Source organism: Roseimicrobium gellanilyticum, assembly GCF_003315205.1.
Classification (GTDB): Bacteria; Verrucomicrobiota; Verrucomicrobiia; order Verrucomicrobiales; family Verrucomicrobiaceae; genus Roseimicrobium; species Roseimicrobium gellanilyticum.
Map to the genome: position 1 here is coordinate 19,350 of NZ_QNRR01000021.1, position 19,671 is coordinate 39,020.

Annotated in this window: 16 protein-coding genes; 10 read left to right on the top strand and 6 right to left on the bottom strand. The window is 60.5% G+C overall.

The window, feature by feature from the left end:
* Positions 1-357 precede the first annotated feature (357 nt).
* From DES53_RS31305 to DES53_RS31315, 3 genes are all read right to left on the bottom strand, one after another.
* Positions 358-1,650, bottom strand: a complete 1,293-nt coding sequence (locus tag DES53_RS31305) for a phenylacetate--CoA ligase family protein (protein WP_211325758.1) — start codon at positions 1,648-1,650, stop codon at positions 358-360.
* 211 nt (positions 1,651-1,861) lie between these two features.
* Positions 1,862-2,416 carry a hypothetical protein gene (locus DES53_RS31310; RefSeq protein ID WP_147263740.1) on the bottom strand — a complete coding sequence of 185 codons (555 nt, stop codon included), beginning with the start codon at positions 2,414-2,416 and terminating at the stop codon, positions 1,862-1,864.
* A 355-nt stretch (positions 2,417-2,771) separates the two neighbouring features.
* On the bottom strand, positions 2,772-3,308 hold the full coding sequence (locus DES53_RS31315) for an acyl-CoA thioesterase (RefSeq protein ID WP_245958305.1): 537 nt from the start codon (positions 3,306-3,308) through the stop codon (positions 2,772-2,774).
* A gap of 28 nt (positions 3,309-3,336) precedes the next feature.
* Between DES53_RS31315 and DES53_RS31320 the strand changes: the two genes are divergently transcribed.
* On the top strand, positions 3,337-4,362 hold the full coding sequence (locus DES53_RS31320; protein ID WP_245958306.1) for a thiamine pyrophosphate-dependent dehydrogenase E1 component subunit alpha: 1,026 nt from the start codon (positions 3,337-3,339) through the stop codon (positions 4,360-4,362).
* A 311-nt stretch (positions 4,363-4,673) separates the two neighbouring features.
* Here DES53_RS31320 and DES53_RS31325 read toward each other — a convergent pair whose 3' ends face one another.
* Both DES53_RS31325 and DES53_RS31330 read right to left on the bottom strand, forming a co-directional pair.
* Complete coding sequence (locus DES53_RS31325) at positions 4,674-5,840, bottom strand: hypothetical protein (protein WP_113962287.1); 1,167 nt, start codon at positions 5,838-5,840, stop codon at positions 4,674-4,676.
* A gap of 286 nt (positions 5,841-6,126) precedes the next feature.
* Positions 6,127-6,951 carry a hypothetical protein gene (locus DES53_RS31330; protein WP_170157570.1) on the bottom strand — a complete coding sequence of 275 codons (825 nt, stop codon included), beginning with the start codon at positions 6,949-6,951 and terminating at the stop codon, positions 6,127-6,129.
* Positions 6,952-7,105: 154 nt separating this feature from the next.
* On the opposite strand from DES53_RS31330, the gene DES53_RS31335 reads away from it, so the two are divergent.
* On the top strand, positions 7,106-8,209 hold the full coding sequence (locus tag DES53_RS31335; protein ID WP_113962289.1) for a site-2 protease family protein: 1,104 nt from the start codon (positions 7,106-7,108) through the stop codon (positions 8,207-8,209).
* 101 nt (positions 8,210-8,310) lie between these two features.
* A complete protein-coding gene (locus DES53_RS31340; protein WP_147263742.1) occupies positions 8,311-8,913 on the top strand; it encodes a hypothetical protein in 603 nt (200 codons plus the stop codon).
* A gap of 2 nt (positions 8,914-8,915) precedes the next feature.
* On the opposite strand, the gene DES53_RS31345 is transcribed toward DES53_RS31340, so the two are convergent.
* The gene (locus tag DES53_RS31345) at positions 8,916-10,718 is read right to left on the bottom strand and encodes a glycoside hydrolase family 15 protein (protein WP_113962291.1); all 1,803 of its coding nucleotides are present in this window, start codon (positions 10,716-10,718) and stop codon (positions 8,916-8,918) included.
* 306 nt (positions 10,719-11,024) lie between these two features.
* Between DES53_RS31345 and eno the strand changes: the two genes are divergently transcribed.
* From eno to DES53_RS33380, 7 genes are all read left to right on the top strand, one after another.
* Positions 11,025-12,311 (top strand): phosphopyruvate hydratase, encoded by a 1,287-nt coding sequence (gene eno / locus DES53_RS31350; protein WP_113962292.1) that lies wholly within the window; start codon positions 11,025-11,027, stop codon positions 12,309-12,311.
* Positions 12,312-12,337: 26 nt separating this feature from the next.
* On the top strand, positions 12,338-12,673 hold the full coding sequence (locus DES53_RS31355; RefSeq protein WP_113962293.1) for an FtsB family cell division protein: 336 nt from the start codon (positions 12,338-12,340) through the stop codon (positions 12,671-12,673).
* 63 nt (positions 12,674-12,736) lie between these two features.
* Positions 12,737-13,936 carry an LptF/LptG family permease gene (locus DES53_RS31360; RefSeq protein WP_113962294.1) on the top strand — a complete coding sequence of 400 codons (1,200 nt, stop codon included), beginning with the start codon at positions 12,737-12,739 and terminating at the stop codon, positions 13,934-13,936.
* 138 nt (positions 13,937-14,074) lie between these two features.
* Positions 14,075-14,746 carry a carbonate dehydratase gene (can, locus tag DES53_RS31365; protein ID WP_113962295.1) on the top strand — a complete coding sequence of 224 codons (672 nt, stop codon included), beginning with the start codon at positions 14,075-14,077 and terminating at the stop codon, positions 14,744-14,746.
* 299 nt (positions 14,747-15,045) lie between these two features.
* Positions 15,046-16,056 carry an AAA family ATPase gene (locus DES53_RS31370; protein WP_113962296.1) on the top strand — a complete coding sequence of 337 codons (1,011 nt, stop codon included), beginning with the start codon at positions 15,046-15,048 and terminating at the stop codon, positions 16,054-16,056.
* Positions 16,057-16,544: 488 nt separating this feature from the next.
* Positions 16,545-17,441 carry a DUF58 domain-containing protein gene (locus tag DES53_RS31375; protein WP_113962297.1) on the top strand — a complete coding sequence of 299 codons (897 nt, stop codon included), beginning with the start codon at positions 16,545-16,547 and terminating at the stop codon, positions 17,439-17,441.
* A gap of 6 nt (positions 17,442-17,447) precedes the next feature.
* Complete coding sequence (locus DES53_RS33380) at positions 17,448-19,607, top strand: VWA domain-containing protein (protein WP_170157571.1); 2,160 nt, start codon at positions 17,448-17,450, stop codon at positions 19,605-19,607.
* Positions 19,608-19,671: the final 64 nt, after the last annotated feature.

Sequence of the window (19,671 nt, forward strand, 5' to 3'; positions counted from 1 at the left end):
CAGGAGGAGGCAGAGACGCGGTGAGGGTGGCGCGAAAGGGACGACTTCGAACTGACCATGCGAGCGTGCCGGGTAGGTATTATCGCAAAGCGGCGAAAGCAGCCAAGCAGCGGAGAGCTTCAGCAAGGAGGTTAGGCGTCTGGCCGGAAAGTGGATGTTGGGCCTCTTCCCCGAGCGTCTCAGCCTCCTCTGCATCGAAGCGCACCACGCCTCCCGACTAACAAACCTTCAAGGCACCCAACCCTCCCCTCCTCTGCGTCCTTTGCCTCTCTTGCCCCTTTGCGGTTAACCAGAAGTTACCCACAAGATGAATTCCCTCACAGCCACTGACCGCACACGGAGTGGGCGGACCACCTGTCACACCCGCCGCCACCGGCGCGACTTGAAGTCGAACCTGGGAAGGGAACCTTGTGCCGCGAGACGCACGGGGATGCGGAGGCTGAAGGTATCGCGCAGGCGTTCCTGCAACTTGTGCACCACGGCATCGTCAGAGCCGGGCGAGAGTTCCACAATGAGCTCTATCTCATCCATGGCCTCGACTTTCCTCTGCTCCACCTGGAATTCAGCGATCTCCGGGAAGCGGCGGATCACATTCTCCAGGGCGCTGGGATAGATATTCACGCCGCGAATCACTGCCATGTCATCCACACGGCCGAGCACACCACCTTCGAGATAGAGCTTATCATCCACGCGGCGCGGGGCGACCCAGTCACCTGTGCAATAGCGGATGAGAGGGCACGCGGTGCGGTCCAGCGTGGTGAGGACGAGTTCGCCCTCCTCGCCTTCCTGCACGGCTTCACCCGTGTTTGGGTCCAGCACCTCGGCAAAATAGGAATCCTCGATCACGCAAAGGCTGGAGGGCTGGGCCGGATCTTCATAACTCACCGGACCAATCTCCGAGAGGCCGTGGTGGTCGAAGACTTTCACCCCGCCCCAGAGTTCATTGAGGCGCTCGCGCACTACCGGAATGCTCCCGCCCGGTTCCCCGGCCACGATGATGCGGCGGACCTTGAGATGCTCCAGATGCACGCCACTGGGCGCGCCGATATTCTCCCCGAGACGCAACGCATACGTGGGTGTGCAGCAGAGCACGGTCGCCTTGTAGCGGGCCATCATCTCCAGTCGCGCGTTGGTGGATTGACCTCCGCCGGGGATCACGAGGCAGTCGCGTGCGGCTGCCTCAAACGCCGTCCAGAATCCAAGGAAAGGACCAAAGCTGAAGGCGAAGAACACGCGGTCGCCCGGGTGGACGCCCGCAGCACGATACACCTGCCGCCAGCAGGAAAGCATGGACTCCCAACTTGCGGGTGTATCCAACACCGCCATGGGCGCGCCAGTGAGTGTGCCACTTGTCTGGCAGAAGCGCGTGTAGCGCTCAATAGGCTCCGTAAAGTTTGACCCAAAGGGCGGATACAGCAGGCGATCCTGCAGGAGATTCGCCTTCGTGGTAAATGGCACGCGCTGCGTGAAGTCCTCCAGGCTGTTGATGCCATATGGATCCACTCCGTGCTGCTGGAGGCGCAGCGAGTTGAAATTTTCCGTGGTGCCTACTTTCACCAGCAGGCGTTTCAGCTTTTCCCATTGCCGTTCGCGGAGTCCGGCCGTGGTGGCAGGGAGCTCAATGCGCATGGTGTGCGGGGAAACGGCCATGGTGAATGGGGCAAGGGAAACGAAACGATCAGTGTCAGTTATGGTTCGACCCGGAGAGCGCCTGGCGGTGCGGCATGACAATGCGAGCTTGTGATGCCATACCCATCAAGTGACGATGTTCTATCGTCAACTGGATTGGCACGGGACAATCCGCAACGCGGCTGCGGAGCGCTTACAATACGCTCCGGATTCGCCGGCTGGTTGCGATGGCTCAGTGACCAGGGGTCGACACAGCGGTGGCAGCGGGCTTCGGAGCAGCCGAAGCGCGGTTCGAAGGGGAGAAATAGGCCACCAGGAACGTGCCCACCGCGGCGAGGACAATGCCAATAAAGAAAGGAACCGGGATGGCCTTCAACCCACCTTCCGGGGGATGCATGACCATCGCCACGATGGTATTCACCACAGGCGCACCAGCAAAGACGATGGGCATGACCTGCGCAGGAGCCGCGCCTTTGAAAATGGCGGCGGCCGCACCGAGGGAGAGAATCAAGGTGAAAGCACCCACGGCACCGGCGACGCCCGCAAGGAAGCTCCAGGTGATGCCACCGCTGGTGAGACTCCAATTCGTACCACGCTGCATGAGCACAATCACCGGTCCCACGATGGCCACCACGAAATAGGCAACACCCACGAAGAGGAAGGCTTTCAGGCTGGCATTGGCCATTTCCGCACCGGCCGGCATCAGGCTGCGCCCCTTATGCAGGAGAATGCCATAGACGCCCCAGGAAAGGACGGTGAGAAGGGCGTAGATAAGCCAGGAGGACATGATGGGTTTCTTCTGTGGAGTGGAGGTCACGTGGAGGGTGAAGTTATGTGGCAGAACTAAACGCAAAGCAGTGATCCAGCTTTGCAGCAAACAGATTGTACAGGTCAAGCCGGTTGCAGAAAATCAGACTGCCGGTGGGCGGGAATTTGGACGGGGAGAATGGAACGCTGCAAACCTTTCCAACAGTGCTAGTCGAAGTGCTGGAATTCATCACAGAGACACGAAAACGCAAAGACACAGAGGATACAGAATCAAAACCGGTTGAGAGCACAGCACGCGGGCACTCTCATATTCTCACCCTTTCTGTGACTCCGTGTCTCCGCGCCTTTGTGTTGAACACCCTGACGCCCCACCCCTACCCCTTCCTCCCTGTCCCCAGCACTTCCGCGGGCGCGGTCTCCAGCCTGTCTCTCACACGAGCCGGGATCTCCACGGCCTTCATGCCACCTTTCTCCTTGTCCTTCTGCACGCACACGGCGGCAATGCGCCCTTCGGCAGCGAGGGTCCCGTCCAGCTTCCGCACGCGGAAGAGGTAGCGGATGGAGCGGGTGCGGAGTTCCTCCACGAGAAGTTCCACTTCCACCTCGTCTTCAAAGAAGAGAGGGGTCAGGAAATCGCAGGAGGCATGCACGCGAGGCCAGCCTACGGGGTTCCCTTCCAAGATGGTGCCCGGACGCTCCACAATGCTCAAGCCCAGCGAGCGGAAGAAGGCATGCTCGGCACGCTCCATAAACCGGAAAAAATTCGAAAAGTGCACAATCCCAGCCATATCCGTATCTGAAAACTGGACCAGATCGCGATGGAGGAAGCGGTGCTCAGGCATGCCCACGAGCATGGACTCGACAGGGCCACCTGCAAGAATTTCCTTCCCCGCCGGTAAACCTTGTGTCACACTCCGGCGCGCCCCCTCACCTCCCATCATGCCTGCGACACAGCCTGCTGTTCCGATCGACTCTTTGAAGGATAGCTTTCTGACAGCCTTTCGCCACATGGTGCGGGCTCGCATCCTTGAAGACAAGCTCGCCGCTCTTTACCGCGCTGGTGGTCGTATCGTGGGCGGCGTGTACATCGGCAAAGGCCAGGAGGCCTTCAGCTCCGCTCTGGCCGTATACCTGACGAAGGGCAAGGACATCTACGCCGGCCTCATTCGCGACCAGGCGGGGAAGCTGGCGTTCGGCGAGCAGATGCTGGACTGCACCCGCACCTACCTGGGCTCTTCCATGGGGCCCATGCGTGGTCGTGACGGCAATATCCACCGCGGTCGCCCCACTGAAGGTCTGCCCGCCATGATTTCCCACCTGGGTTCCATGGTCGGCGTGGTCTCCGGCATGCTCATGGCCCGCCGCATGCTCGGCAAACTGGGCGATGCCGTGGGTGCGACCTCCATTGGTGACGGCGGCACCTCGACCGGCGCCTTTCACGAAGGCTTGAACGTGGCAGCGGTCGAACGCCTGCCATTGATTATCTCGGTCGCGAACAATCAGTACGCCTACTCCACTCCCACCGACCGCCAGTATGCCTGCAAGAGCCTGGTGGACCGTGCGATAGGCTATGGCATCGAAGGCTATGAAGTGGACGGCACCGATCTGGCTGCCTGCCTCGCCGTTTTCCAGAACGCCGTGCAGCGCGCTCGCGCAGGCCATGGTCCGCAGATGATCGTGGGGAATCTCCTCCGCCTTTCCGGACACGGAGAGCACGACGATGCCTCGTACATTCCGGACACGACCAGGAAGCTTGGCCGCGACAGCCTGTTGCTCACAGAACAGAAGATTAAAGAGATAGGCTGGCTCTCCGAAGCCGAGTTGCGCGGAGTGCGTGAGCAGGCGAAGGACGAGGTGGAAAAGGCCGTGTCCCAAACGAGCCGCGAACCCGCCCCGGATCCCTTCCGCGAAACGTGGATGGCACTCTCCTCCCAAGGCCTAGCCGAGGGATGGGAGGTGCATTGAGCCGCGCCAGGAAGCCGGGTCTCCTGACCTGACAGAGGCCGACGGGTTTTCCTACCCGCCATTCGTGGTGGGCGATGTCACGCCACAGGGAGCTTTCGGTTAACCGCAAAGTAGCAAAGGACGCAGAGGAGCTTCGTGGTTTGGCTGGGAGGATGGTGAATGCGCCTTGAAGTGGTGCACTTCGTTGCAAAGGCGGCAGAGACGCGCAGGACGCCTGCCACCAACCTCTTGTGCTTTTTGCGTTTTTTCGCGGCTATTCTTTCAGTCGATGCAGTACGCAGGAAGTCGGGTCTCCCGACTCCCTTTGGATGCTACTTCTTCGGCATCAGCACTCCGGGCTTCTCCGACGCTTCCCTCGCCTCGAAGGCGCCTTTTGCACCGAAGGGATCCATGGGCCGCAGGACTTCTACCAGGAGGAAGACGCCCGCGGCGATGGTGATCCACTGGGGCAGACCAAACCACTTGGTATCGCCCAGCTTCTTTCTCGCGACCCGATGGACATCGAGGAAGAGGATCCAGGCGACTCCAAAGAACAGGAAGACCAGAATCTGGTTCATCTCCGAGTAACTGGCATTCATTTCGCAGACGATGTAGGGGGGCGGCTCACCCCCGCCACGCAGGATGATCTGGCTGACCTCCACCCGGTATTTCCCCACGGGCAGGCGATAGGACTTGTCAGCACCATGAAGACTGAGTTCCCCTGACAGATCGCTCTCCGGAATTTCCTTCTCACGGCTGTATTGCGCGCCATCGAACATGGAGATCCACTGGCTGCGCCTCACTCCGGTCTGCTCAGAAACAAGCGTGGTGAGAAAAAAGATCTCCTGATTGTGGATGAGGTGGTGGCTTTTCACCTCCCCCGACTTGTAGTCATAACCCTTGAGAAAGAATGACGGATAGAGATTGCCACGAGGCTTCAACTCGAAGGGACCGGCCTGCGCGGAAATGCGGTAATACCTGGCGTCGCCTTCCGTCTTCACCAGTTCGGGATTCGACAGGGGCATATTCAACTCGGTGCGCGAGCTGGTGTCCGGTGTGAGCATGTACACGCCCACGATCACAGCGAAGGCGATGGCCGCGCCCATCCAGAATTGCGCCACGCGCTTCGCCGCCAGGGGCACGGCACTCGGATGCGTGACCATGGCGCGGAACATCGCGAGGATGGTCGGCGGGATGTCCGCACGCTCGCCGCAGTAGGTGCACTTGGCGCCAGTACCGGCCTTCAGGACTTCGTCTGGCAAGGCGCCACCGCAGAGGCGGCACACCAGTGCCACCGTGTCGTCCTCACGGGGAAGGTGCCCCTCGAACCCCTGTGCACGCCTCACCTGTCCCCTCAGGGATACCAGGAGTGTATGGCAACCGGAGCAGCTCGTAGCCACATGTCCGCGCACCGGTGTATCCGCCCCGCATTGGGGACAGTTGACTTCATGAATGGCAGCGGCGGGCATGCGCCCTGCATGAAGCGCAGGTGAGCGCATGGCGCAACGGGGAAGAACACCCTTCGCGAGTCAACGTCATGGCTACGACGTGGTGGTGCGATGGAGACGCCTCCAAAGCACCTCGCGAGTGTATTCTCAGGATGCAAAGACTCGCGAGGTACACTCACCCTGCGCATCTCTGTCTCCTCTCCATCGAGACGCACCACCTCTCTCCGCGGTGCACCTCAAAACCAAAAGCTCCTCTGCGTCCTTTGCCCCTTTGCGTCTCTGCGGTTAACCGGAAACGTCTATATAACACCACTCGCGAAAAGACTCGCGAGGTGCGCTAGCTCCCCGTGCCCACGACGCGCGGCGATGCCGGTACTGCCGGAGCGCCGGGTGTTTCCGCGGGAGGCTGGGTGAAGTTCGGCCCCTCCACAAGACCCATACCGCCAAGGCTGGGCAGGCGCTCCATCGGCTCACGGTGATCGACGAACATGCGATCGAGAGCCACGCCAATCTCCACCCCGAAATCCCGTACATGAGCGGCAGCCGCCCGTGCCTGGCGGGAGAATCGCCGCTGGCCCATGACCGCGAACAGGAAGAAGAGCGCTCCAGCCAGCAGGGGCCACAGGACAGAACTCCACAAACCCACGCCCACCTCTCCCCTGCCGAGTCCATCAAGCAGGCACACCAGAGCGCCCACGAATCCCAGGATGGGCAGGCTCCACACCGCGATGCCATCAAGACCGGCAAGCATCGGACGCGTCACTTCATCCGTGACGTGACCCGAAGTGCGCAGCACGGCATCCGCCTGGGAAGGAGTGATGCGTCCCGCGGTGCGCAGGCGTGCCATGTAATTCTTGTCCACGGTATCCGTGCCCAGCAGATGCCAGGAAAGCTCGCGACAGGCATTCTGGTACACCGCCGCGCGTGCCGAGCCCGGAAAGACCATGCCGGTCTGGAACAGGGCGAGCAGATGGGCGGAACTGCGAAAGGCTGCAGTGAATTCCTCATCTGCCCGGGCTGTCTTGCCCACCTTCGAACCGCGAGCGAGCCATCCGATGCTGCTGCCGAGAAAGATGATGAGCAGCAGTCCACACCACAGCAGCGACAGCATGCTCGCACCCGTGAGACTTTTTTCAAATCCCGAGAACGAGAAGGCTTGCATGGAGAGAAGCGCGGCAATCTGGAGCATCTGCAAGGGATGCTAACGTAAATCGCTGTTCTGTCTTGAAAAAATTCCCCTTACGAAGGGCCCTCTTTTGCTTCCGTTCCTTCGATTCCATGCGTATCCATCGTCACAAGTTCGCCTCGCTGCATCGATGAAACGCTGGTCCCTGCACGTTGGAACATTCGGCGGCACGGAAGTGCGGCTGCATGCCACCTTTCTTTTGCTCCTTGGCCTTCTGGGCTGGATAACACTCGCCAACCACGGTCCGGCCGCGGCGCTCGATACGGTGGCGTTCGTCATCGCCATCTTCTTCTGTGTGCTGCTGCATGAGTTCGGCCACGTGATCGCGGCGCGTCGCTTTGGCATCCAGACCACGGATGTGACCCTGCTGCCCATCGGTGGACTCGCACGTCTGGAGCGCATGCCGCGCAAGCCCACGCAGGAGTTGGTAGTCGCGCTCGCGGGTCCGGCGGTGAATGTGGCGATCTTCCTGGCCATCTGGCCGTTTCTTCGATTTGTGCCGAGTCCTACGGTGGATTACGACATGATGCGGGCGCCCTTCTTCGAGAGACTGGCCTATTGGAATTTGATCATGGTGGTCTTCAACATGATCCCGGCCTTCCCCATGGATGGTGGACGCGTGTTGCGGGCTGCGTTGGCGCACTTCATGGAGTATGCAAACGCGACACGCATCGCCGCATCCATCGGCCAGACGATTGCGGTTTTTGCGGGCGTTTATTTCCTTTTCGTCCTGCAGAACCCCGTCATCGTCATCATCGCCATCTTCATCTTCCTCGGCGCTGGACAGGAGGCTGCGTACGTAAGTGACCAGGAGGCGATGCGCGGACTGCGGGTAAGTGATGCGATGCTTACGGAATTCCGCACGCTGCCCCAGGGCGCGGTGCTGCAGGATGCGGTGGATCTGCTGCTCGCTGGCACGCAGCATGACTTCCCTGTGCTGGATGAGGAGGGCCAGGTGCACGGCATGCTTAGCCGGACGTCCCTCATCAATGGTCTGGCGCAGCATGGTGCGCAGCAGTCTGTGTCCGCTGTCATCGTCCCCTGCGAGACCACGCTGAAGCCCTACCATCCCCTCCCGGATGCGGTCGAGCTTCTGCGCAGCAGTGCCTGCCCTGCCCTGCCGGTGCAGGATCCGCTCTCGGGAAAGTTGCTCGGCCTGCTCACGCTGGAGAACATTGGCGAGATGATGATGGTGCGCGCGGCGCTGGGACAGGGACGGCAAACCACCACCTAGACGAGACCCCGGCTCATTTTGCCGATGATTGTCTTGAATGAAGTCCGTGGTTTTTTCGTCACAGAGGTTTGCAATCATTTGAGACCATCCTCAGCACTCCCATGAAATCCGCTCTCCTCTTTCTCGCTGGAAGCCTCGTCGGCGCAGTCATCACCTGGTTCGTCTTCTCAAAAGACGTCATCATGGTTCCCAGTGGCACCACGCTGGTGGAGGTGAATCGATTCAATGGCAGCGCACGGGAGGTGTACTATTCCTATGAGGAGGCCAACCGCCTGCGAAGAGAGGAAGACCTGCGCGTGGAGAAGGAACAAGAGGCGTGGGAGAAAGCGAACAATCCCGCGGTCTCTCCAGACGTTGAGTCCAAGCCCGCGGAGCCTACACAGCTCGAACCGCTCTCCGCAGAGGACCTGGCGAAGGTGCAATTCATCGCGCGCATCGAGGCCAACAGCGGTTCTCCACGTCTCGACTACTCCATGTACAACGGTACCAGCAAGGCTCTCGTCCAGGCCACCGTTCGCGTAGAGGGTGTGCGAAAGGAAGGCAACATCCCTCTTGCCAGGGTAGTGGATGTTTCTCTGAACCTCAAACCTTCGACGGATAGCGATGGTTCCGCGCAGATTGAGCATGGGTACTTCAACCCTAACTCGGTGGAGGGGCTCAAAATCTCCCTGATCACGGTTCTCGCTCGCCCAGCAAAGCCGTAAATCTACTTCCCCGCCTTCGGCCTCTGGTGTGCAGGCCCACCTTCCTTCGAGAGATTGCGCGCCGTATTGATCAGCCCCACATGGGAAAAAGCCTGGGGGAAATTTCCCAGCATGCGTCCGGTGCGTGGGTCCACTTGCTCCGCGAGAAGGCCCAAATCGTTGCGCACTTTGAGCAATCTCTCGAACAAGGCGCGCGCTTCCATGAGGCGACCACACATCGCGTAGTTGTCCGCGAGCCAGAAGGAACACAATAGAAACGCGCCCTCGCCCGGCGGCAGTCCATCCACGTGCGAGCACTCCTCGCTGAGATAACGCAGCACATATCCCTCCACGAGCAACTCACGCTCCACGGCAGCAATGGTACCCTGCACACGCTCATCCTCGGGCGGCAGGAATCCGACCAGCGGAACCATGAGCAGGCTCGCGTCAATGGCATCCCCGTCATACACCTGCACGAAGGACTGCTTTTCCTTGTTGTAACCGCGTTCGCAGATCTCACGATGCAGCGCATCGCGGTGTTGCTTCCACTCATCGGCGGGTCCTTCCAAGCCGAAGCTCTCCACCGCCTGCACGGCACGATCAAAGGCGACCCATGCCATGAGCTTCGAGTGCGTGAAGTGGCGTCGCGGACCACGCACTTCCCAGATGCCTTCGTCGGGCTCCTTCCATGCAGTCTCAAGGAACTTCAGGATGGCACGCTCCATGGCCCAGGACTGCGGGGCGGAGTTGATGCCGGCGCATCGCGCCTGATGCATGGAGTCAATCACCTCGCCATACACATCCAACTGGAACTGGCTGTAGGCGGCATTCCCCACGCGCACGGGTGTGGAGCCTTCATAGCCCGGCAGCCATGGCAGTTCGTACTCCTCCAGGCGTCGCTCACCGGCGAGGCCATACATGATCTGCAGCTTGCCCGGATCACCAGCCACGGCGCGCAAGAGCCAGTCTCTCCAGTCGCGCGCCTCGCAGGTGTGCCCGCCCTGCATGAGGGTATAGAGCATGAAGGTGGCATCACGCAGCCAGCAGAGTCGATAGTCCCAGTTCCTCACGCCACCGATGAACTCCGGCAGGGACGTGGTGGCTGCGGCGACAATGCCACCGGTGGGAGCGTAGGTGAGCGCCTTCAGAGTCACCAGCGAGCGCTCAATCTCCTTGCACCACTCGCCACCGCACTGCGCATCTGCGAGCCAGTCCAGCCACCACTGCTCTGTCTCTTTGATTTTCTGCTGGGTGTTCCCGCGCTTGTCCGGCGGCTGGTGGGATGCATGCCAGAGAAGATCAAAGGCAACACTCTCCCCTTCTCCAATCTCGAACTCCGCCACCGTCGTGAGTCCTTCGCCATGGGTCTCCACGTCACTCCACAGGCTCAATGCATCCGGTCCTGCGACGGCTTCCAACCGGTCGTCGACGTGTCGCGTCCATGGAACAATGGACCCATAGTCAAAGCGCACGATGAGCAGCATCTTCATGCGCACCGTACCCCGCACCCCCTCCACGATTCGCACGATGTCGGCATCCCGCTCGCGGATGGGCATGGCATCCACAAGGCGCACGCAGCCGTCGGCGGTTTCAAATTCCGTCTCCAGAATCAATGTGCCATCGCGATAGGCACGACGGGTGGCGATGACCTCTTCATCCTCTGCCGGTGCAATCTTCCAACAACCATGCTCCTCTTTCCCCAGCAGTGCCGCGAAACACGCCGCCGAGTCGAACCGGGGAAAACAGAGCCAGTCGATGGACCCATTCCGCCCGACGAGGGCGACCGTCTGCGTGTCTCCGATGATGCCGTAATCCTCAATCTTCACCGCTGGCGGGATGGTTTTCTTTTTGCCATACTTCCGGAGAATCCCGGCATGGCTTCACCAAGGATTCGCACAACCCAGCCCCTCTGCGCCTATGTGGTGTGGCTGAGGCCTTCACCGTGAGCGACCTAGGCGGCCCGGCCACCTTGTACAAAAAGGCGCAAATGTGACGGATTTTTTGACGGGCCGGAAAATACTTCCGCACGTGAGATGGGTGTTTTCGGGTGGACATGGCCCCATTTTTCCGCGAGAGAAGGTCGCTTCTTGCCAGCCCGAGAAGCTTTAGCTATCTTAACCAATACCTCATCAATGGACGAATTGCTCATCACTCAAGTCATCGGTCGTGAAATCCTGGACTCCCGCGGGAATCCTACTGTGGAAGTAGACGTGTATCTGGAGTGTGGAGTCATGGGCCGCGCGGCAGTGCCGAGCGGAGCGAGCACCGGTGAACATGAAGCGCTGGAACTGCGCGACGGCGACAAGGGTCGCTACCTTGGCAAGGGCACCACAAAGGCCGTGGCCAATGTGAATGACATCATCGCCGAGCACATCGAAGGTCTGCCCGCCAACGAACAGGTGTTGATCGACAAGGCGATGCTTGACCTCGACGGCACCAGCACCAAGAGCAAGCTCGGTGCAAACGCCATCCTTGGCGTGAGCATGGCCGTGGCCAAGGCTGCCGCCAACGCTCTGAACCAGCCCCTCTACAAGTACCTCGGCGGCCCGAACGCCAAGGTTCTCCCCGTGCCGATGATGAACATCATCAACGGTGGCGCCCACTCGGATGCCCCGATTGATTTCCAGGAGTTCATGATTGTGCCCAAGGGCGCGCCGACCTTCCGTGAAGCGCTGCGCTACGGCGCGGAAGTCTTCCACGCACTGAAGAAGATCCTCCATGACCGCGGTCTGAACACCGCCGTGGGTGACGAGGGCGGCTTCGCCCCGACGCTCGACAGCGCGGACGACGCCCTCGCGGTGATCGCCCAGGCCATCGAGAAGGCGGGCTATAAAGTGGGTCAGGACATCTTCTTCGCCCTCGACGTGGCCGCCAGCGAGTTCCACGACAAGGCCAAGGGCAAGTACGTCTTCAAGAAGAGCGACAAGTCCGAGCGCAGCGACGACGAGATCGTGGCCTACTACCAGGGACTTCAGAAGAAGTACCCGATCATCTCGATCGAAGACGGCTGCGGCGAAAGCGACTGGACGGGCTGGAAGAAGCTCACCGACGCGATGGGCGCCAAGACCCAGCTCGTGGGTGACGACCTCTTCGTGACGAACGTCGAGTTCCTGCAGAAGGGCATCGACCAGGGCGTGGCGAACTCCATCCTCGTGAAGGTGAACCAGATTGGCTCGCTGACCGAGACCTTCGACGCCGTCGAGCTGGCTCATCGCCATGGCTACACGTCGGTGCTCAGCCACCGCTCCGGTGAAACGGAAGACTCCACCATCGCCGACCTCGCCGTCGCGACGAACTGCGGACAGATCAAGACCGGCTCCCTCAGCCGCTCCGACCGGATTGCAAAGTACAACCAGCTTCTGCGCATCGAGCAGGAACTGGGTGACAACGCCATCTACGGTGGCCGCATGAAGGTCTAGTAGAGTATATCCACACTCATCCCACCATGACTCTGGACGAAGCAAGCGACACGCACTCCGGTGCGGAACGCTCTTCGCTGCTCCAGAGTCTGGTGCGGCTGAATCGCTACGCGCTTCTCCTGCTCCTTGTCCCCGCCGGGGTCATCTACTTCTGGCCCGGCCTGGAGTGGAAGAAGCAGGAGGCCGCGAAACATACCCTTACCGAGCTCACCACCCAGCGCGACGCCCTGGCCCACAAGGTGGCCAAGCTCGAAAAGAAGCTGGAGCTCATCAAGAACGATCCCGAGTACCTCGAAACCATGGCTCGCGACAAGCTGAGCCTGCAAAAGGACGGAGAGATCATCCTTCACTTCGAGGAATAAGAAACTGGTCCGGGACACCCTCCCGCCACGTAACCTGACGTAACGCCGACCCCTGCTGCACCGATGCCGAGACTGCGCATCTTTGACCGATACATCTTCTCCCAAGTGGCCTGGTCCACCCTCATGGGGGTGCTCGTGCTCACCGGGGTCATGGTGCTGGGCACCGTGTTCAAGGAAATGGAGCGCCTGCTGGGTGACACCTCCTCCCTGCCCATCCTGGCGGTGCTGCAGTTCATCAGCTACGTCATTCCGTACTCGCTGATTTTCACCATTCCCTGGGCGCTGCTCACGGCCATCCTGCTCGTGTTCGGCCGCATGAGCGCGGACAATGAAATGACCGCCCTGCGCATGACCGGCATGCCCATGTGGCGCATCTGCATGCCCGTCTTCATCCTTGCCGTGGCCATGTCCGGCGTGTGCTTCTGGGTGAACATCCAGCTCGCCCCGATGGCGAAGACGAAGATCAAGCGCCTCTTCTACGATCTGGCACTCGATGATCCCGCCGTGCTCTTCCAGGAAGGCAAGGTGCTCGAGAAATTTCCCGGCTACCGCATCTTCACCAAGAAGCGCAAGGACAAGAAACTCTGGGACGTGGAGATTGTGCAGACCACCCTGGGCAACATGGAGCGCTACATCCGCGCGGAACGTGCCGAGGTGGAAGTGACGCCTGGCGTGACGGACTTCATCCTGCGCCTCTACGATTGCCAGATCGAAACCACCAAGGCAGACGAAGCCCCGCCCGCCCCAAGCGCTGCAACCGCCGCCGCAGCGACAGTGCCCGCCGCTCCTGTGGAAGATGACCCGAGCGCGAAGTTCCAACCGCTGTATGCGAAGGAGTTTGCGATTTCCTTCCCCCTCAGTGAGCTGAAGGCCAAGACAGAGCGTGTCTCGAACAGCATGAAGAGCACCGACGACCTCTGGACGGAGGTGAAGACCGGTGTCAGCGTGGTGAATGGCCAGCCGATGACGAAGTCCCTGATCTCCGCAGTGCGCACCGAAATCTCCCTGCGGTACAGCTTCTCCCTTGTGGCGATCGTGTTCTGCCTCGTGGGCATCCCTCTCGCCGTCACTGCCCAGCGCCGTGAGACCTCCATCGGCTTTGCCCTCAGCCTTCTGGTGGCTGTGTCGTATCAGGTGTTTGTGATTCTCGCGTCCAACCTGGCGGAGAAGCGCGGCGCGTATCCCCACATCTTGATGTGGCTCCCGACGCTGCTGTTTACCGCGGTGGGTGTGCGGTTGTTTTACAAGCTGAGCAGGAAGTAGGTAGCTCTAGTAGCGCCCGGCGAAGTCCCGCGAAGGAGAAATCCCTTCGCGAGCTCTGCATTTCACACAGGCTCGCGTGGCATGTTGCCTGCCGCGCCATTTGCAATTGGCCCGCGCGCTGCTAACCACAAGATTGCAATGCCAACACCTCCCCTGACTCCCCTGCTCTCCCAAAATCGTGCCTGGTCAGAATCCATGCGAGCGGAGGACCCGGAGTTCTTCATGCGACTGGTGGAGCAGCAGGTGCCCCAGTACCTGTGGATTGGCTGCTCAGACAGCCGCGTGCCGGCGAATGAAATCGTGGGCATGGCACCGGGGGAACTTTTCGTGCACCGCAACGTGGCGAATGTGGTGGTGCATACCGACCTGAACTGCCTCAGCGTGCTGCAGTACGCTGTGGAAGTGCTGAAGGTGAAACACATCCTTGTGGTGGGCCACTACGGCTGCGGCGGCGTGCGCGCGGCCATGCAGAACATGAAGCTGGGCCTCATCAACAACTGGCTGCGCCACGTGCAGGATGTGCAGCAGAAGCACAACTTCCAGCTCGATAAGATCGAAGACGAGGACGCCCGAGTGGATCGCCTGTGCGAACTCAACGTGGTGGAACAGGTGATGAACGTGTGCCAGACCACGGTGGTGGAAGGTGCGTGGGAACGCGGACAAGACCTCAGCGTTCATGGATGGATCTACCGCCTGAGCGATGGCATCATCCGCGACCTGAGCATCAACGTGACAGCCAATGACAATCTCGCGGAATGCCGCGACGCCGCCTCGACCAAGCTGATCGCAAAGGCGCACAAGTGGCTGTAGCAAAGTGGTTTCGACTTTCGTCGAATCAGGAACGCGTCAGGGTGGAAGTTCGCGTAGTGGGTAGATTCCAATTCGGCTGAAGCCGAGGCTACTTTGGAACCCGCTCCTTTGGGCTGCCAAGCCCCTCCCATCTTCCATCCTTCTTTTTTCCTCCTGCCCGTGGCAAAATCCTTGTGTGAACACAAGAACGATGCGAAGCGGGCGGATCGAGCTTTTCGGCCTTGAATGGATATTGATTGTCCGGGGAGCCTGTAAGTTTGCCCGGTTAAGGAACGTAAACTGACCACTGATCATCCCCCATGCCCGACATCTCAGATTCCCAGGCGGCCTCTCAACTGGTCAACGGTTACCAAAAGCTGCGCGCCGAGCTCTCGAAGCGAATTGTGGGTCAGGAAGACGTGATTGAGCAGGTGTTCATTGCCATGGCTGCGGGAGGCCACGCCCTTCTGGAAGGCGTACCGGGACTGGCAAAAACGCTGCTCGTCAAATCCTTCGCCGACGCCATCCATCTCACCTTCCGCCGTATCCAGTTCACCCCGGACCTCATGCCGGCGGACATCACCGGCACAGAAATCATCCAGGAAGATGAGCAGACTGGCCGCCGCAAGATGGTCTTTTTGCGAGGCCCCATCTTCTCCCAGATCATCCTGGCGGACGAAATCAACCGTACTCCGCCCAAGACTCAGGCTGCGCTGCTGGAAGCCATGCAGGAGCGCAGCGTGACCGTAGGTCAGGAGACCTTCATCTTGCCCAGACCCTTCTTCGTACTTGCCACGCAGAACCCGATTGAGCAGGAAGGCACCTATCCCCTGCCCGAAGCGCAAAAAGACCGCTTCCTCTTTCTCATCAGAGTCGCCTATCCCACCCGTGATGATGAACGCGAGATTCTGGCCCGCACCACTGGCATCGCAGGGGATGACATCCAACCCGTGCTGAGTGGTGAGGACCTGCAGCAGGCGCAGGCACTCGCGCGTCGTGTGCCGGTGCCGGATCACGTGACGGACTTCGTGCTCGACCTGGTGCGTGCCACGCGCACCACTGAGGCCGGCGTGAGCAGCTATGTGAAGCAAATGGTCGGCTGGGGCGCAGGCCCGCGTGCCAGCCAGCATCTCATCCTCTCCAGCAAGGTGCGTGCCCTGCTGCGCGGTCGCACGCATGTAACCATGGATGACGTGGAGGCCCTGGCCACCCCCGTGCTGCGCCACCGCCTCGTGCCCACCTTCCACGCCGAAGCGGAAGGCGTGACCGTGGACCACATCGTGAAGCACCTCCTTGAGAACACGAAGCGTCCGAGTGGGAAAGTGATGTGAGTTTAAAAGCGGGAAAGCACGGAGTGACTGGCAAGTAGGTCAGTTGCCCGACACAGGCCAACTCCTACATGGCAGAGTCTACCCTCCATCCATTCGCAGCTACCGACTTTTCAGCTTGTGTCCTCAGCCTCTCCTTCAACAACCTGATGCCTACCGTGACTTCATCAATGGTACGAACAGCCGCCGGATGCTGCTCATGCAGAGTCAGGCGACGTTCGAGAAAGGCTCGAATTTCAGGAGAGAGTGCTTCCGGCGCGCTAGAATGGATTTCTGCGAAGCTCTCTGAACTCATGCATGAAGTTAGCCCCTGTGATGGTCGACTTCAAGATGCACTGCGGTCAGCGAGCGCAGCAATCGCTCCAGCAGGCTGGAGACTCTGGAAAGCGGCAGCAGGCTGCACGCAGTCCAAGGTGGCTTCGCCACACAAGTCACCCCACGTCGGGCTCTACTGACTACTGACTACTGACTACTGACCATCTCCCCTCCCCATGGCCAAACTCTCCGACCTCCTACCTGCCGAAGATCTGGCGCAGCTCACCGGGCTGCCGCTCTTCGCGCGGACGGTCATGGAGGGTTTCTCCACGGGGATGCACGCCTCTCCGCATAAAGGATTCAGTGTCGAGTTCCGCCAGCATCGCCCGTATGTGCAGGGGGATGAAATCAAGCGGCTGGACTGGAAAATCTTCGGCCGCAGCGACCGCTTCTACATCCGCGAATACGATGAGGAGACGAATCTGCGCGCGACCATCCTGCTGGATGCCAGCGGGTCGATGAAGTACCGCGGCACGAAGGGACAGGTGAAGTTCGAGCATGCACGGAAGCTCGCGGCATCACTCGCGTATGTGCTCACCGGTCAGCAGGATGCCGTCGGCCTCGTGACCTTCGACAGCAAGGTGCGTGACTACATTCCCTGCCGCACGAAGACCACGCACCTGCACAACATCCTGGAAGTGCTCATGAAGACACAGCCAGGTCAGGATACCTCGCTCGCGGGTGTGCTGCAGAATCTGGCGCCACGCATGAAGCGCCGCGGGCTGCTCCTGCTGCTCTCGGACTGCTTTGATGACGCTGAAGCCCTGCTGCAAGCCGTCGGTGTCCTGCGGAAGCAGGGTCATGAGATCATCGTGTTCCAATTGTGGGATCGCGATGAGATCGACTTCCCCTTTTCACGCTGGGCGCGCTTTGAGAATCTGGAAAATCCCGAGGACTTCGAGCAGCTCGACCCCGTGGTGATCCGGCAGCGCTACCTGCAGGTGCTGGCGAAGTTCCGCGAGGAACTGCTCGAAGGCCTGCGCAAGCACCAGGTGGATCTGGTGCCCATCATGACAGACGAACCACTCACCGCCGCGGTGAAAAGCTACCTCGCGCTGCGCATGCGGCACTGATGCACGATGTGGTTTCTTAACGGCATCCTCCTGGCGGGCGCGGCAGCGTTTCTCATCCCGCTCATCATCCATCTGCTGAACAAGCGGCGGGTGGTGACCGTGGCGTGGGGCGCCATGCATCTGCTGCATGAAGCGCTGCGGCAAAAGAAGCGCAACGTGAAGGTGGAGCAGCTTCTTCTCCTCATCGCGCGCATCAGCATTCCCATCCTGCTCGCACTGTTCCTTGCCCGTCCCGTCTTCACCTTGCTGCGACAACTCCCCGGACTGAACAAGAACTCGCTCGTGGTGGTGCTGGACAACAGCTACTCCATGCGCGCCCCCGGGGAAGGTGGCAGTGCGCGCGATCAGGCACGCAATCACCTGCGCCGCATCTTCAGCGAACTGCCCGGCGGCTCGGATGTGAGCATCATCCTTGCAGGCAGTCCTCCACGACTGCTCATGGCGCAGCCGAGCACGGCCATGGATGTGGTGACAGAAGCCATGGACAGCGAGCCCAGCCTCTCTGGTCCGGTGAAGATCAGCGAGGCCTTCCAACTCGCGCAGGCAGAACTGAAACGCATGGGAAATGCGGGACGCGAAGTGCTCTTCATCTCCGACTTCCAGCAAGCCGACTGGCGCAATGTGGTGGAGGGCGGGACCGTCCCCGCACTCGATGCGCTGGCGAAGAACGAGCCAAAGCCGCTGCTCACCTTCCTGCGCGTGCCCAGTGAGTTGCAGGAGAATCTCTCCATCGCCGCAGTGGATCCTTCCGCGTTCGTGGTCGCGCGGGAGCAGGCCATCGCGCTGCGCACACGCATTCAGAATCATGGCACGCGCGCGTATCAGGACATCGCGGTGCATCTGGAGGCGGATGGCGTGCGCCTGCGCACCACACGTGTGTCAATTGCACCGAACGCGGAAACTGTGATGACACTCACCCATGCGTTCGAGACGGCGGGCGACCACTCCCTCACGGTGCGACTGGAGGGCGACTCTTTCCCTGAAGACAATGCTTTCTCCCTGGTCATCCCGGTGCGCGAGCAGGTGAACACGCTGATCGTCCACGGGGAAAACAAGAGTGGCACCTCGCTGGAGGGTGATGCGGATTTCCTGCAAATCGCGCTCACTCCGCACCAAAGCGCGGAGGTTTCCCTGAAGGACGTGATTCGCTCGGGACTCGTGGACTATCGCCAGCTACGGGACAAGGCCACCGAGGGTGCAGAGGTCGTGATCCTCGCGAACGTTTCAAAACTCAACGACAGGCAGTACAAGGACCTGGAGGAGTTTGTGAAGCGCGGCGGCGGCCTGCTCATCTTCGCCGGGCCTGACATGGATCTGCGCTGGTATGACAAGGAATTCTACCGCGATGGCAAGGGTCTGATGCCCTGTGCGATGTCCGGCTTCGGCCATGTGGATGAAGGGCAGTCTCCGGCGCGCATATTGAGCCAGCGCTTCACCCACCCTGCCACGACCTATTTCAACGACGCACGTGGTCTGCGCCTGCAGGATGCGGCTTTCAACCACTGGGTGCGCTTCGACAAGATCCAAGGTGACGCGCGTGTGCTGCTGAGCCTGGACCGCGGTGATGCCCTCCTGGTGGAGAAGCCCTATGGCAAGGGACGCGTGCTCGCGGTTTCTTCCACCGCGAATGCACGCTGGAACAATCTGCCACTGCAGCCTGTATTCGTACCGCTGATGCAGCGCCTGGTAACCTACCTCGCCACGCAGAACGCCGCGCCTCAGTTCCAGATGTGCGGCACCTTGCTGCGCGCGCCACTGGATGTGACCAGGGAGAAGTCCGAGTACGTGCTGACGGACCCCTTCAACAAGCTGCACGATCTCGTGGCAAAGAAGGACGAAACCGGTGCGGTGTATGTGGACTATGCCGCCACCTATGCACCCGGCCTGTATGAGCTGCGTCCCAAAGTGCCAAATGCCAACGAGCCTACACGCCGCTTTGCCTTCAATCTCGACCCCGCTGAATCCAATCTGACAGCCACACCCAGCGAGAAGTCCCGCGAAGTCGCCAGCCGCTTCGATGCCGGCTACGCCGAGAGCTACGACGAGTACGCCCGCCTCGACCGCTCCCGCCGCCACGGCACCGAACTGTGGCAGCCGATTCTCGTGCTGTTGCTCATCTTCCTCTTCGGGGAGGTGTTCCTTCAGCAGAGGATTGGGAAGGCGTGACCTCCCCTTCCCCATCAATCCAACCTCACCCACCTCCGTAATCAGTGTTTCATCTCCAACTATC

What these genes read in the sequence shown, in the direction of transcription:
- DES53_RS31305 (WP_211325758.1), bottom strand. Translation starts at nt 1,650, where the DNA reads ATGGCCGTTTCCCCGCACACCATGCGCATTGAGCTCCCTGCCACCACG.
- DES53_RS31310 (WP_147263740.1), bottom strand. Translation starts at nt 2,416, where the DNA reads ATGTCCTCCTGGCTTATCTACGCCCTTCTCACCGTCCTTTCCTGGGGC.
- DES53_RS31320 (WP_245958306.1), top strand. Translation starts at nt 3,337, where the DNA reads ATGCCTGCGACACAGCCTGCTGTTCCGATCGACTCTTTGAAGGATAGC.
- DES53_RS31325 (WP_113962287.1), bottom strand. Translation starts at nt 5,840, where the DNA reads ATGCGCTCACCTGCGCTTCATGCAGGGCGCATGCCCGCCGCTGCCATT.
- DES53_RS31330 (WP_170157570.1), bottom strand. Translation starts at nt 6,951, where the DNA reads ATGCAAGCCTTCTCGTTCTCGGGATTTGAAAAAAGTCTCACGGGTGCG.
- DES53_RS31335 (WP_113962289.1), top strand. Translation starts at nt 7,106, where the DNA reads ATGAAACGCTGGTCCCTGCACGTTGGAACATTCGGCGGCACGGAAGTG.
- DES53_RS31340 (WP_147263742.1), top strand. Translation starts at nt 8,311, where the DNA reads ATGAAATCCGCTCTCCTCTTTCTCGCTGGAAGCCTCGTCGGCGCAGTC.
- eno (WP_113962292.1), top strand. Translation starts at nt 11,025, where the DNA reads ATGGACGAATTGCTCATCACTCAAGTCATCGGTCGTGAAATCCTGGAC.
- DES53_RS31355 (WP_113962293.1), top strand. Translation starts at nt 12,338, where the DNA reads ATGACTCTGGACGAAGCAAGCGACACGCACTCCGGTGCGGAACGCTCT.
- DES53_RS31360 (WP_113962294.1), top strand. Translation starts at nt 12,737, where the DNA reads ATGCCGAGACTGCGCATCTTTGACCGATACATCTTCTCCCAAGTGGCC.
- can (WP_113962295.1), top strand. Translation starts at nt 14,075, where the DNA reads ATGCCAACACCTCCCCTGACTCCCCTGCTCTCCCAAAATCGTGCCTGG.
- DES53_RS31370 (WP_113962296.1), top strand. Translation starts at nt 15,046, where the DNA reads ATGCCCGACATCTCAGATTCCCAGGCGGCCTCTCAACTGGTCAACGGT.
- DES53_RS31375 (WP_113962297.1), top strand. Translation starts at nt 16,545, where the DNA reads ATGGCCAAACTCTCCGACCTCCTACCTGCCGAAGATCTGGCGCAGCTC.
- DES53_RS33380 (WP_170157571.1), top strand. Translation starts at nt 17,448, where the DNA reads ATGTGGTTTCTTAACGGCATCCTCCTGGCGGGCGCGGCAGCGTTTCTC.